Raw genomic sequence first — 13,860 nt, 5'->3', positions numbered from 1 at the left:
GATTATACTATACATACTACCAGTATCGTTCTTGCCTTCACCGAGAATCGCTGCCCAATTTCAATTGCGCTTGACTTATCACCGTGTTTGTATTATCATACCGTTACGCCGTGAAAAAACAACTTTATTTACTAAAAAGCATACTCTGCTGGGTGTTTATCCTGCCGTTTCTGTCTCAGTGCGGCGGGAGCGCCGTGCAGCCACCACCGGCGACGTATTCTAAGCCCTTATATAAGTGGGTGGAGCTTGGCCCTAACGGCAGTGCCATTGCTAGGGCTGTGACAAAAGGGACTATATGCCCTGACGCCGCCATTGACTCAGCACCCGTATCCATGCGTAAACGCCCTGCAAACATAACCATCGAAGAGAAGGGCAAATGGGAGGTTACGGTGTGTGAGGTAGAAATCCCTCCTGAGGCAAAAAGCGTATCTGTTGAGGGCACGGCACTGCCATTGTTAAAAAAATCGCCCTCCCGCATTTTGGTAATAGGAGACACGGGGTGCAAGATTACTGACGATGACGCGCAGTCCTGTAATAACAGCGCCGCGTGGCCATTTCCAGATATTGCCGAGGCGGCCACCCGATATAAGCCAGACTTAATCATCCATGTAGGGGATTATACGTACAGAGACTCCCTCTGCCCCTATGACAACGATGGATGCCGCAGAAGTCCTCATGGCGACATATGGGACACATGGGAGGCAGACCTCTTCTTACCCGCGCGCAATCTGCTGCCCGCTGCCCCGTGGATATTCTTAAGGGGCGACAGAGAAAACTGCGTACTTAATCCAAAGGGATGGTTTCGGCTTCTTGACCCATTTCCATACTCAGAGAGATGTGAGAATTTCTCGCAGCCTTATAACGTCGTCCTTGATACCCTCACGCTGAGCGTAATGGACTCCACAAGCGCTGACGACGCCTCATACGCGGCGGCTAAAGCCGGCAAATATTCCTCATACATTAAGACATACGAAAACACCGCCTCAAGGCACCGATGGTTTCTTACCCACAGGCCGATTTGGGCACTGGCTCAAAACCCAAATGAGGCAAATCATCAGGACAGCCTCTCTACACTGAACCACACGCTTCAAACCGCGTTCAGGTCTGCCCAATGGGACGCCTTACTCTCGAAGTACGATATGATTATCTCCGGGCACCTTAGCGTGTTTGATATGTTCAGCTTTAACGAACAAGGCACACCGCCTCAGTTTATCGTTGGTAATAGCGGCACCCTGCCCGACCCCGCCATATCGGCAAAAGTGCGGGGCTACAGAATCGGTTTAAAGACCCTGAAAGACATAAAGAGCGTGTCAACCTTCGGGTTTGCGACTATTGAGCCGGTGGGCGACAGTTGGGGCGTGACACTTAGGGACAAAAACGGCAGGCCAATAACGTCATGTGACGTTGGCCCTGCCTCGTGCCAATAGCTCACGGCGCGCTCCATAATTTAATTTTGACAAAATAATATAATTTATGCTCTAATATCTATTCTAGTATGATTAGTGAGAGCTTAATTTTACGCAAGGAGGCCGGTACACGATGTACGCTATAATAGAGATGGGCGGTAAGCAGCACAGGGTTGTAAACAATGAGATACTTAAGGTGGAAAAAATCGAGGGTAACGATGGCGACTCTATCACAATTGATAAAGTGCTGTTGCTTTATAAAGATGAGAAGTTATTCATAGGAAAGCCATACGTGGAGGGCGCGACGGTAAAGGCCCAGGTGGTTTCTGGCGGCAGGGATAAGAAGGTTGAGGTATTTAAAATGAAACCGAGAAAGGCCCACAGAAAACACATAGTCCACAGGCAGCCATATACAAAGATAAAGATTGAAGATATAATCGGAGGTTAACCGTGGCACACAAAAAAGGTGTTGGAAGTACAAGAAACGGAAGAGACAGCAAGGCGAAACGTCTGGGGATTAAGAGATACGGTGGCCAGGCCGTCACCGCTGGCAGCATCCTTGTCCGGCAGCGCGGCACGCAGTTTCACCCCGGCACAAACGTAGGCATAGGCTCTGACGATACGTTGTTCGCAAAAGTGGACGGCGTTGTTAAATTCGAGAGAAAGGACAAGACGAGGCAGAAAATAAGCGTATATCCCTTAGCGGTTCAAGCCTGAGACAAATAGGATATAATTATGTTTTAACGGGGGGAGAGGTCATGCTCCCCGTTTTTATTTTTTGCGGCAACTTATCTGGCGCTACCCGCCACGCGGGGGCACCAATCTCATCGGGCGGGTTATGAAATTTGTAGATTATGTAAGTGTTTACGCAAAGGCTGGCCATGGCGGAAGGGGATGTATAAGTTTTCTCAGGGAAAAATTCAAACCCAAAGGCGGCCCGGACGGTGGTGACGGCGGCAAGGGCGCAGATATAATCTTCAGGGCGGACGCGCAGTTAAACACCCTGCTTGACCATAGATATAAAAAGCACTACAAGGCCAGAAACGGCGGCCACGGCAAGGGAAGCAACAAGCACGGTGCCGCAGGGGAAGACCTCATAATCAAGGTTCCCACCGGCACGGTAGTCAAAAACGCCACCACAGAGGAGATAATTGCAGACCTGACGGCAGACGCTCAAGAGGCCGTCGTTCTAAAAGGGGGAAGAGGGGGCAAGGGCAATGCCCACTTTAAAAGCTCAACATACCAGTCCCCAAAGTTTGCCCAACCCGGCGAAGACGGCGAAGAGGCCGGCCTCATCCTTGAGTTAAAATTAATTGCCGACGCGGGACTAATCGGGATGCCCAATGCTGGTAAGTCCACACTGATTGCGGCAATCTCGGCGGCAAGGCCAAAGATAGGGCCATATCCATTCACCACCCTTGTGCCCAACCTTGGCGTGGTGAAGCTGAAAGATTACATGAGTTTTACCGTGGCCGATATTCCGGGAATCATCGGGGGGGCGCATGATGGGGCAGGACTTGGACTGCAGTTTTTGCGCCATGCCGAGAGAACCTCGCTGCTGATTCATCTGGTGGATATATCAGAACATATTGAAGATGACCCTGTTGACATACTTGGAGTAATTAATCAGGAGCTGGGTTTTTACCATGAGACACTAATCTCTAAAGAACAAGTAGTCGTGGGCACTAAACTCGATATCGCAGGGGCGGGGCAGCGGCTGGACATTTTAAGGCAGCACTGTGCCGAACATGAAATTCCATTTTTCGCAATCTCAGCCGTGGCTCACCAGGGACTGGACGAGCTGGTGAGTTTCATATCTGAAAGGTTGATAACCCTGAAAAAATTGGTATAATATAAATGGTGGGATTCCCACTATTTGTGTCATAAAAAAAACAGATGGAGGATCGTATTTATGGCCGTTAGGATGAAAAACAGATTTAACACGAGAAGTATTGGGGTTTATGGGTGTATTTTGTTTGCAGCGTTGTTTGTCTTTGCGGGGAGTGGTTTTGCCGGAGATAAAGAAGCGGAACATGCGAAGGAGGGACATCAGGCACACTGGACATATGAAGGCGATAGCGGACCTGTTAAATGGGGAGAGCTGTCAACTGAGTATGCGGTATGTAAAACTGGCAAACACCAGTCTCCAGTTGACATTAAAGAATCGAAAAACGCCGATAAAAAGATTGCTTACAAGGTTGATTATAAAGCAGTCCCGTTAAAGATAATCAACAACGGCCACACTATACAGGTTAATTATGCCCCTGGCAGTACCATTGCTATAAACGGAATTACTTACCAGTTGGTTCAGTTTCATTTTCACCACCCAAGCGAACATACCGTTACAGGCAAGTCATATCCCATGGAACTGCATTTAGTGCACAAAAACGACAAGGGTGAACTGGCAGTTTTGGGTGTGTTCATGGCCGAGGGCAAGGAAAACGCCGCTATAAAGACACTATGGGACAATCTGCCCGATAAGGTCAATGAGGAAAAGTCCGTACCATCGGTAAACATCAACGCGTCTGCCCTTTTGCCTAAAATGGATAGTCTTTTCGTTTACAGCGGGTCTTTGACCACACCGCCATGCAGCGAAGGCGTAAGTTGGAATGTTGTCAACAGCCCCATAGAAGTTTCGAAGGCTCAGATAGATAAGTTTATCGCTGTTGTCGGCAGCAACGCCAGACCTGTCCAGCCACTAAACGACAGGCAGTTACAACAATCAAAATAAGCACTTTCCAAACAAGACACTTAGAGTGACATAAACTGTACAGCCAGATGGATACAATGCCGGTAATTTACCTAATAGGGCATTTCCATTTTGGCTTAAAACATCTTGACTTTCTGGCAGTAGTGCTGGTAACGTACCCGCACAGTTCATTCTAACAGAGGGCGGTCTTACCGCCTATAAATTCTATCTGGAGGTCAATATGAAAAAAATTGTGTATTTGCTGGTGTTGGTGCTGATTGCCAGCGTCGGCTATTCGGAGAAGGTATTTGCCACAGGGGCGATTGCAATTTCCGAGGAAGAGGAAATGTATGGTGTTTGTACTGGTGCGGCCGATAAAGACACGGCGAAGGCATGTGCGATGAAGGCGTGTAAGAACCACGGTGGTACAGACTGTAAGTTCCGCGTCTGGTTTGAGTCCTGCGGCGCTGTTGCTATGAGCACTAAGTACTTTGGAGTTGGATGGGGCGCGGATAAAGAGACAGCAGACGAAAAAGCCATCGAGAACTGCGATCATAATTGCGTGGTAGTTGCCTCGGAATGTGAAAAATAACGATGTCATCATGAGGTTCACCTACGCATAGGTGAACCTCATGCACCTCATGATCCACTCCTGTTTAAGAAAATCGTCAAAAAAACGGCGGTTCGCTATGCCTGTTAGTCCGTCTGTCGAAGAAAGCCTTGATAGAATATCGCGCCGCCGTTTCAGTTCGATCTGGTTTTTTGCCCTGAGTTTAACGAAATTCGACTTAAACGGCTTTGTAATATGATCAACCGCGCCGAGTTCAAGGCCGGTTGTTTCATTATTCTCATCATCAGGGGCTGTGACAAACATAACCGGTATATCGTAGTAAGCATTATCCTCTTTGGTACGACACACCCTGCCCCGCATACTTGACATAAGTCAGTGCAATAGATGATATTATAGCATATTTAGAATGCGGTTGCCTGCATATTTGGGGGAGTAATTGCGGTTAGCCGTGGCTTGAGATTTGCGGCATGAAACAATGCCGTCATTAAATGTAAGGAGGAGAAGGTATGAGAGAAGTTGTTGTGGTAAGTGGAGTTAGGACGCCGGTTGGGGCATTTGGCGGTTCGTTGAAAGATGTCACCGCGATTGACCTTGGCGCGCTTGTGATTAAGGAGACGTTGAGGAAAGTGGGCCTGAGGCCTGTTGAGAGTGACTCAGCAAAGGACTTTGCGCCTGATAAGTTGAAAGGGCAGGGAATGACTGACCTTGAAAAGAAATATCACGACTATGCTGATTCCCTTAAGCCCATCGCCGTAGATGAGGTGATTATGGGCAACGTAGTGCAGGCCGGACAAGGCCAGAATCCCGGAAGGCAGGCAATGATCAGGGCTGGAGTGCCAAAAGAAACCCCCGCCTACACAATAAACAAGGTATGCTCTTCGGGTCTTAAATCAGTTGCCCTTGGGGCCGCCTCAATAATGAGCGGGCAGGCGGATGTAGTCATCGCAGGTGGAATGGAGAGCATGAGCAATATCCCCTTTGCGCTGTTGCAGGCCAGATGGGGTTATCGCATGGCGCTGACCGGCATAGGCGAGATACACGACCTCATGGTATTTGACGGCCTGTATGAGATATTTTATGGCTATCACATGGGGATAACGGCAGAGAACATAGTGGATTTATACGGCATAAGCAGGCAGGAACAAGATGAGCTGAGCCTTCTGAGCCATACAAGGGCGCGCGCGGCCATAACAAGCGGCACATTCGCAAAGGAGATAGTCCCCGTAGTAATTAAGGGCCGCAAGGGAGACACCATAATTGACACAGACGAAAGACCTATGGATACATCCATGGAGAAACTTGCGAAGATGAAACCCGCCTTCAAAAAAGACGGCTCAGTGACGGCTGGAAACGCCTCCGGGATAAACGACGGCGCCGCCTCGGTTTTACTGATGTCAGCGGAGAAGGCAAAGGAATACGGCCTTGAGCCATTTGTAAAGATAAAGGGCTTTGCCACCGGCGGCGTTGACCCTGCCTATATGGGGTTAGGGCCGATACCTGCCGTGAGAAAACTCCTGAAGGACAACAAGATGACGGCCAAAGACATAGATTGCTGGGAACTCAACGAGGCCTTTGCCTCACAGGCCATCGCCTGCGTGAGGGAATTAGGGCTTTCAAACGATAAGCCTAACGAACTTGGCAGCGGCATCTCGCTTGGCCACCCTATCGGAGCCACGGGCGCAAGACAGCTCGTAACCTGCATGAATCAGATGAAACGCAAGGGCCATAAGAATGCCATAATCACCATGTGCATCGGCGGCGGCATGGGCTTTGCGATGTTAGTAGAGAGATAATTTAGTTTACGTACGGCGGAAACACTACTTATGTTTCCGCCGTTTTATTCAGTAATTTACAAAAGTGCAGAGGGACACAACAAAACGATAGCGTCAGTAATCATATAACGTTCATACAGACAGTCCTATGAATTCAGCTACGAAATTAGTGAATTCTTTTGTTGTCGAATCTGTCTTAAGCGTCGTGTCTTCCAGCAATTCCGCTTGTTCAATAATAACACTCATTGAAAAACCAGGCTTTTTCCCCTGTCCAACTAAAGTCAAAATTGATTTGCTTTGCTTTGCCATCGCTGGCACAGCAATGGCGGGGTCGGCGTTACCTGTATCCCGAGGAAACATCTTAACAACTGCGGCTTTTGCATCACCCATTAATGTTTTTTGATCTTTAGTAAATAATGGGATAAGAATATCTTCTAATGTTCCTCTGGCTGGATTTTCTCCCCACACGTAAACAGCTTTATCGCCTGCAACTCTGCCAAAGTCTGAGTGAGAAGATTTTTTCCATTCAGTGTTGATAAAACTCGCATTGTTTATAGAGCTAAAGTTGTTGTTAACACTCTTAATAATACCTTCGATTCCTTCAGCGTCAGCATCATAGACAAACAAATATCGAATAGAATCAACAACCTCTTTTGTTCCCTCAGCTAAGCGCGGAGCAACCTTCATGGCCGGAATATAATCAGAAATTAAAGTCCTTACTTTATCATATTGACCTTTCCCACCGCAGTTGAATAGCAACATCAAATGATTACCATTTCGAAGAATGGTATCTGGTAGAAAAAACTTATGGGCCATATCCAAATGCAACTCCTTAGCCGCGTGTGTGTTTACAGTTTGCTTGAGTAGTTTATGAAAAGGTGAGGGAAGCTCTTTAAACAGCACTTCTTCTTTTTCAAAATACAGCAGTTTTTGCATAACCATTCTGACATAAGCTATATCATGCGGTCCCTCACAGAATATAAGAAGGGCATTGATACTTTCAGTCATTGTGCCTTCCTCAAATCAACATCGGCAACGCGCAGAAGTGTCGAGTATTCCTGACCTCCGGTTTCCCAATGATCTATGGCTTTTTCCGGCGATGGAATCAGGGCATGTAAGGATATGTCTTCTTTCTTATCTATATTTTGCACAAACGAATCAATGCACTCCTTGCTATGGCTGGTTAAAAATACCTGAACATTAAATTCTATGGCGAGCTTATAGACAAAGGGGGCAAATCTTGCCATAAGATCAACATGGATGGCATTTTCAAACTCATCAATCAATAAAATACCATTTTGGGCTGATGCAAAAAGAAGCGACATAAAGAATATGCGTTGAAGTCCTTCTCCATAGGATGTAAGATCAAGGGGCTCATCAAACCGTGAATCGGTTACAAGGAATCTATAGGAGTCTACAATTAAACGGATGTCACTAATGGTAGGCACAATCTCTTGCCTTATGAAATCGAATATCTTAGGGAGTGACTTGGAACGGACGCTCGCATGATAAAAAGTTGAATAATGACGGGGTTCATTCATAAAGAATGGACTGCTGTATATTGCGTTGCACAGGAGTTTAATGGAATCAGCCAGCGACACCCTCTCCTGACCTTTGAAAATTCGGGTCATAGATTCTTGTTTGTGATTGTCAAAATTAGAGGCGATTTCTACCGATTTCAGATACTTTGACATATCCAGAGAGGCATTACTTTCCTGAATGACAGATATAGTTACATCGGCCAGTTTGCCGTCAAAAACGCCTTTTATGGCAATCGGCCTTGCAATCTGATTCACAAGCCATTCTGCCTGTATGCGCTCTTCAGGGATTTTCCCGCGCCTCTGAATTACTCCAAGAATGCCGTTGAAATCATTCTGGCGGGCAAGCAGATAAATAGCTTCAAGCAAGGAGGTCTTTCCAGAATTGTTCAAACCAGCCACAAGATTGATACGAGCAAGTTTATCGAAGCATAAATTCTTGAAAACTTTATAGGATTCAATTGTGATAGAGCTGAAATGAGAATCAATTCTATCAGAAAAGACATTAGTCTGCTCTACACCTAATAATCCAGAAGTCTGCTCTACACCTAATAATTCAGAGATCCTTGCCACATAATCAGAGGTACTTGCCAGCTGATCAAAGAGATCCTGCACTTTCCTGCTCGCTTCCTCTATTAGCTCACCAGCCACTTTATTTTCTTCTCTCATGATTTACTCCTTCTCTCAGACCGCGCTTCTCTTCCATGCCCATATGATAATCATTTATGAGCTATGATATCAATAGTGGGAATGCTGATGCTTTAAAGTTTTGTGGATATAGGCCAAAATGGCCTATTGACCTCACCGGCAGATTAAGTTAAACTACACCAATCATGCACCACTCGGATTATGTCTCGCTTCATCTTCACACGGAGTATAGCCTGCTTGACGGGGCTGTGCGAATAGGTGAGCTTGTCGAAAAAGCCGTTGAGTATAAGATGCCCGCCCTTTCTATTACCGACCACGGCAACCTCTTCGGCGCTATTGAGTTCTATAAGAAGGCCCTCGACGCCGGAGTTAAACCCATCATCGGGTGCGAGGTCTATGTCGCCCAGGGAAGCCGTTTCGACAGGGGTAAAGACAGTGGTAAAGGCTCGTATTTCCATCTCATCCTGCTTGCCAAGGACATGGACGGCTACAAAAACCTCGTGTCGCTCGTCTCTAAGGCATATCTGGAGGGGTTTTATTACAGGCCGCGTATTGACATGGACCTGCTTGAACAGTACAGCGGCGGCCTCATCGGCCTCACCGCATGTCTTAAAGGCGAAGTCCCCTACTACCTCCAGCGCGATATGATAGACAACGCCAGAGAGGCCGCCCTCAGATATAAACACATCCTCGGCCCGGGAAATATTTATCTTGAGATTCAGGACAATGGCATCCCTGAACAGATTGATGTCAACAGAAAACTCATTGAGCTGTCCAAAGAACTTAATATCAAACTCGTCGCCACTAACGACACCCATTACCTGAAGAAAGAGGATGCCGTCGCCCATGATATCCTCCTGTGTATCCAAACCGGTAAGACCGTCTATGACACAGACAGGATGAGATTTAAGACAGACGGCCTGTATTTTAAGTCCCCCGATGAGATGAAGGCCGCGTTTGCTGACATCCCGGAGGCCGTGTTAAACACAAGGGAAGTGGCCGAAAAATGCAATCTCACATTTAAATTATATAAAAATATGCTCCCTCAATATACAATCGAAAACGGCCTGACCCCGGATGAGTACATGGAGAGGCTGGCACGTACCGGTATAAAGAAGAAAATCGGCAGCACCATTCCCACAGAGTACGCGGAGCGCTTTGAGACCGAGCTGAAGATAATCAAAAAAATGGGCTTCTCCTCGTATTTTCTTATCGTGTGGGATTTTATCAACTACGCAAGGACTAAGGATATTCCCGTCGGCCCCGGCAGAGGCTCCGCCGCCGGCAGCCTAATAGCGTACAGCCTCGACATCACCGACATAGACCCACTCAAATATAATCTCCTGTTTGAGCGATTCCTCAATCCCGAACGAATAAGTATGCCTGATATAGATGTGGATTTCTGCAAGGACAAACGCGGTGAGGTCATTAACTATACGGCGGAGAAATTCGGCAAAGACCATGTCGCACAAATTATTACCTTCGGCACTATGGCCGCCAAGGCGGCAATCCGAGACGTAGGCCGCGCCCTTGCGATGCCCTACTCTGAGGTTGATAAAATAGCCAAACTAATTCCCACAACCCTCAACATAACTATTAAAGAGGGGCTTGAGGCCGAACCTGAACTAAGAAACGCATACAACAAGTCTGAAGACGTGCGACGCCTCGTTGACATAGCCATGCGTCTTGAGGGCCTCTGCCGACACGCCTCCACGCACGCGGCGGGTGTTGTTATATCGCCTACCCCCCTTACCGATTACACACCGCTTTATAAGCATCCATCAGAAGACGCCATTATCACCCAATTCGATATGAACTCAATAGAGAAAATCGGCCTGCTTAAGTTCGATTTCCTCGGCCTTAAGACATTAACCGTTATTCGTAAGACACTGCAATATTTTGAGGAAAGAGAGATAGAAATTGACCTGAAGCATATATCATTTGACGATAAGGCCACGTATGACCTGCTGAGTTCGGGGCTTACAACAGGGGTTTTTCAGCTTGAAAGTCCCGGGATGAGGGATATTCTGATAAAGATGGCACCAAACCGCTTTGAGGACCTCATAGCCCTTGTAGCCCTGTACCGGCCCGGGCCTATTGGCAGCGGCATGATAGACGATTTTATAAAGAGAAAAAAAGGCCATATCGCCGTCCAGTACGAACTTCCGCAGCTCAAGGAAATCCTTGATGAGACCTACGGCGTTATTCTTTATCAGGAACAGGTGATGCGCATAGCCAATAAGCTTGCGGGCTTTTCAATGGGCCAGGCAGACATCCTGAGAAAGGCAATGGGTAAGAAGATAAGCCACGAGATGGACAAACAAAAGGATAACTTTGTTGACGGGGCGGTCAAAAACGGCATAAAAGAGAAAATCGCTATCAAAATATTCGATCTAATGGCGCTGTTTGCCAAATATGGGTTTAACAAGTCCCATTCGGCGGCCTATGCCTATATTGCGTATCAGACGGCCTACCTGAAGGCACACTTTCCCGTGGAGTTCATGGCGGCAAACTTATCATGTGAAGAAGGCTCGGATAAGGTAGTAAAATTCATCAAGGAATGCCACGAGATGTCAATAGAGATCCTGCCCCCTGACATCAACAGGAGCCACAGCAAGTTTACCATCATCGGCTCGGCCATAAGTTTCGGCCTTGAGGCGGTCAAAGGCGTTGGTAGCGCCGCGATTGAGTCAATCCTTGAGGTGCGCGCGGCAAAACCGTTTGCCTCGCTGGAGGATTTCATTCAAAGGGTGGACTCTCGCAAGGTAAATAAGAAGGTCATAGAGAGCCTTATAAAGGCCGGTTCGTTTGACGTCATGATTAAATCCCGCGCAATGGCCTTTGACAGCCTTGATATGCTCCTGACGGGAACCCGCGTAATGCCATCGCTGTTTGGAGACCCGTCAGACTTTAAGCACACCGGGCAGGTATATGAATGGGAGGAAAGTGAAAAACTCGGCTATGAAAAACAAACGCTTGGGTTTTATATATCAAGCCATCCCCTAAGGAGATACGAGGGCCAACTGAAAAGGATAAATATCACCAGGACATCTGCCCTTGACGACACCCCGACAAACGAAGACGTTCGTCTGGCCGGTATTATAACCTCAATAAAAAAGAAGCAGTTGAAGGACAAAAAAGGACAAATGGCAATACTAAACATCGAGGACGACGACGGCTCAGTGGAAGCAATCGTATTTCCCGACGTATTTCAGCGAGCCGAGCCGCTGTTGAAAAAAGACGCGGTCGTAATCATCTGCGGTCGGCACGATTCCTCTGAAAAGGGGCATAAAATAATTGTCTCGTCGGTTCAGGAACTGCAAAGGGCGCTGGATGAGCGATACACAAAAATAGAGATAAGACTTGATTCGGCACTTTGCAGCCGTGAACAGTTTATTAAAATAAAAGGTGCCCTTACTACGGCAAAGGGCGCTATTCCCGTTTACTTTCGCCTCTGTGATGATGAAAAGGAGACAGTAATTGCCACCTCATACTGCGCCTCCAACGATATCGTGTTAATTGACGCGCTTGAGTCGCTGACTCACAAGGGGTCGGTTCAGTTAAACTAACCGGGTTATAGAGATATGAAGGTATATTTAGATTTTGAAAGGCCCATAGAAGAGATTGAACTAAAGATAGAAGAGCTGACGCAGCTTGGCGGCGCTGACGCAGCGGGGCAGGATGCGGAGATAGCCACCCTCAGGCAAAGGCTCACAGCGCTCAGAAAAGAGATATTCCTTGGCCTCAGCCCGTGGCAGAAATGCCAGTTGGCAAGACATCCGGAGCGCCCCTATACGCAGGACTACGTAGAGAGGATTGCAAGTGAATTCACCGAGCTTCACGGCGACAGAAGGTTTGCTGATGACCCGGCCATTGTAGCCGGTTTTGGCGTAATTGACAATGTTGCGGTAATGATAGCGGGACACCAGAAAGGCAGGGGGACAAAGAACCGGATTATCAGAAATTTTGGCCAGCCCCATCCTGAGGGCTACAGAAAGGCCTTGCGCATTATGAAATTAGCCGAGCGATTCAACCTCCCCATCGTAACCTTTGTGGATACGCCCGGCGCATTTCCCGGCATTGGGGCGGAGGAGCGCGGCCAGTCTGAGGCAATAGCGACAAATCTTATGGAGATGTTCTCTATCGCCGTGCCCATTGTGTCAATAGTCATTGGGGAGGGGGGAAGTGGCGGGGCGCTCGCCCTTAGCGTGGCGGACAGGCTTGTCATGCTTGAGCACTCCGTGTATTCAGTCATATCACCTGAGGGCTGTGCCGCCATCCTCTGGAATACGGGGAAGGGTTTGAATCAGGAGGATTTTGCGCGTGCGGCAACGGCCTTAAAACTGACCGCGGCCGATTTGAGGGGTTTTAATGTAATAGACGCGATAATAGAGGAACCTCAGGGCGGTGCCCACAGGGACCATGACGAGACCGCCGCTAATGTAAAAAAATACATTCTCAGTGAGATTGAAACACTGAGGGGCATACCCATCGGGCAGCTCATAGAGGCAAGACATCAGAAGTTCAGAAACATCGGTGTATACACCGAAAACACTGGTCCGGTGACTTAGATGTGTATCAAGGCGCGGAGTAAGGTTGCCCCGTAGTCAAACCGGAGGGGATTTTGGCCCCATACACACAGTTCAAGGGCAAACCGGATGAGGCCATTGAGCATCTCTTGAAGACAAAAGAAGGCGAGGCCGTTGGTGTGCTTCACAGGCCGGAGATAGGCGATATTGATTTGGTATGGGGCAAGACAGGGCAAAAGGGTTATGGATTATCACATATTATAGAAAGGCATGGCGAAGGGATATTAAAAATACTGCCTGAGATAGTTGAAAAAGGAGATATTTCATATCATAAAGATAATCCTAAATACGCCAATATGGATATGAAGACTCCAGATTACAGAGCAGTAGTCAGGTTAGATTGGAGTGGCAAAGATAAGAAGTGGCTTTTGACAGTCTTTGATAAATATCCTCCCTCGTCCGATAGGAGCGCAAACGTTACCGGAGATTAACCGGCGCAACGAGTTCCTGCACCGCAAGGGAAGGATAGCAATAGTTTACCACAGCCGAACGTGACTGTCAAGGGGGCGAAAGCAGGGCAAACGCACTATATGCGAATTGTTGTCATACCAGAGTCAAACTAATGCAAAATATAGCATTCAAATGCAATAAATCTGTCATTCCTGCGAAACATACATGAATAGAGTCAATCTTCGCCCCCGCCCATG

13 protein-coding genes are annotated in these 13,860 nt (G+C 47.6%); 10 read left to right on the top strand and 3 right to left on the bottom strand.

Going from position 1 to position 13,860, the window contains the following annotated elements:
- The first annotated feature begins 110 nt into the window (after positions 1–110).
- From AB7D94_RS12960 to AB7D94_RS12935, 6 genes are all read left to right on the top strand, one after another.
- Positions 111–1,427, top strand: a complete 1,317-nt coding sequence (locus AB7D94_RS12960; RefSeq protein ID WP_420266309.1) for a metallophosphoesterase — start codon at positions 111–113, stop codon at positions 1,425–1,427.
- 112 nt (positions 1,428–1,539) lie between these two features.
- Positions 1,540–1,854 carry a 50S ribosomal protein L21 gene (rplU, locus tag AB7D94_RS12955; RefSeq protein WP_420266308.1) on the top strand — a complete coding sequence of 105 codons (315 nt, stop codon included), beginning with the start codon at positions 1,540–1,542 and terminating at the stop codon, positions 1,852–1,854.
- Between the two features lie 2 nt (positions 1,855–1,856).
- A complete protein-coding gene (gene rpmA, locus AB7D94_RS12950) occupies positions 1,857–2,123 on the top strand; it encodes a 50S ribosomal protein L27 (protein ID WP_420266307.1) in 267 nt (88 codons plus the stop codon).
- A 121-nt stretch (positions 2,124–2,244) separates the two neighbouring features.
- Positions 2,245–3,258, top strand: coding sequence for a GTPase ObgE (obgE, locus tag AB7D94_RS12945; RefSeq protein WP_420266306.1), 1,014 nt, complete (start codon positions 2,245–2,247; stop codon positions 3,256–3,258).
- 60 nt (positions 3,259–3,318) lie between these two features.
- Complete coding sequence (locus tag AB7D94_RS12940) at positions 3,319–4,137, top strand: carbonic anhydrase (RefSeq protein ID WP_420266305.1); 819 nt, start codon at positions 3,319–3,321, stop codon at positions 4,135–4,137.
- Between the two features lie 199 nt (positions 4,138–4,336).
- Positions 4,337–4,687, top strand: coding sequence for a DUF4189 domain-containing protein (locus tag AB7D94_RS12935; protein ID WP_420266304.1), 351 nt, complete (start codon positions 4,337–4,339; stop codon positions 4,685–4,687).
- Positions 4,688–4,708: 21 nt separating this feature from the next.
- On the opposite strand, the gene AB7D94_RS12930 is transcribed toward AB7D94_RS12935, so the two are convergent.
- Positions 4,709–5,014, bottom strand: coding sequence for a response regulator (locus AB7D94_RS12930; RefSeq protein WP_420266303.1), 306 nt, complete (start codon positions 5,012–5,014; stop codon positions 4,709–4,711).
- 158 nt (positions 5,015–5,172) lie between these two features.
- Here AB7D94_RS12930 and AB7D94_RS12925 point away from each other — a divergent pair, with 158 nt between their 5' ends.
- Positions 5,173–6,459: a thiolase family protein gene (locus AB7D94_RS12925; protein ID WP_420266302.1), complete on the top strand. Its 1,287-nt coding sequence runs from the start codon at positions 5,173–5,175 to the stop codon at positions 6,457–6,459.
- A 111-nt stretch (positions 6,460–6,570) separates the two neighbouring features.
- Here AB7D94_RS12925 and AB7D94_RS12920 read toward each other — a convergent pair whose 3' ends face one another.
- Together AB7D94_RS12920 and AB7D94_RS12915 are read right to left on the bottom strand one after the other, a co-directional pair.
- Positions 6,571–7,446 carry a hypothetical protein gene (locus tag AB7D94_RS12920; protein WP_420266301.1) on the bottom strand — a complete coding sequence of 292 codons (876 nt, stop codon included), beginning with the start codon at positions 7,444–7,446 and terminating at the stop codon, positions 6,571–6,573.
- Positions 7,443–8,645, bottom strand: coding sequence for an AAA family ATPase (locus AB7D94_RS12915; protein WP_420266300.1), 1,203 nt, complete (start codon positions 8,643–8,645; stop codon positions 7,443–7,445). The genes AB7D94_RS12920 and AB7D94_RS12915 overlap by 4 nt, the downstream gene beginning before the upstream one ends.
- Before the next feature lie 164 nt (positions 8,646–8,809).
- Between AB7D94_RS12915 and AB7D94_RS12910 the strand changes: the two genes are divergently transcribed.
- The 3 genes from AB7D94_RS12910 to AB7D94_RS12900 are packed head-to-tail and all read left to right on the top strand — an operon-like array spanning position 8,810 to position 13,644.
- A complete protein-coding gene (locus AB7D94_RS12910; protein ID WP_420266299.1) occupies positions 8,810–12,193 on the top strand; it encodes a DNA polymerase III subunit alpha in 3,384 nt (1,127 codons plus the stop codon).
- A gap of 15 nt (positions 12,194–12,208) precedes the next feature.
- Positions 12,209–13,195 (top strand): acetyl-CoA carboxylase carboxyltransferase subunit alpha, encoded by a 987-nt coding sequence (locus AB7D94_RS12905; protein WP_420266298.1) that lies wholly within the window; start codon positions 12,209–12,211, stop codon positions 13,193–13,195.
- Positions 13,196–13,248: 53 nt separating this feature from the next.
- The gene (locus AB7D94_RS12900) at positions 13,249–13,644 is read left to right on the top strand and encodes a putative barnase/colicin E5 family endoribonuclease (protein ID WP_420266297.1); all 396 of its coding nucleotides are present in this window, start codon (positions 13,249–13,251) and stop codon (positions 13,642–13,644) included.
- The last annotated feature ends 216 nt before the right edge of the window (positions 13,645–13,860 follow it).

This window comes from Candidatus Magnetominusculus dajiuhuensis (assembly GCF_046044395.1).
GTDB classification, from domain to species: domain Bacteria; phylum Nitrospirota; class Thermodesulfovibrionia; order Thermodesulfovibrionales; family Magnetobacteriaceae; genus Magnetominusculus; species Magnetominusculus dajiuhuensis.
Note: the sequence above shows the minus strand (reverse complement) of the source record. Positions and strands in the feature narration are given on the sequence as shown.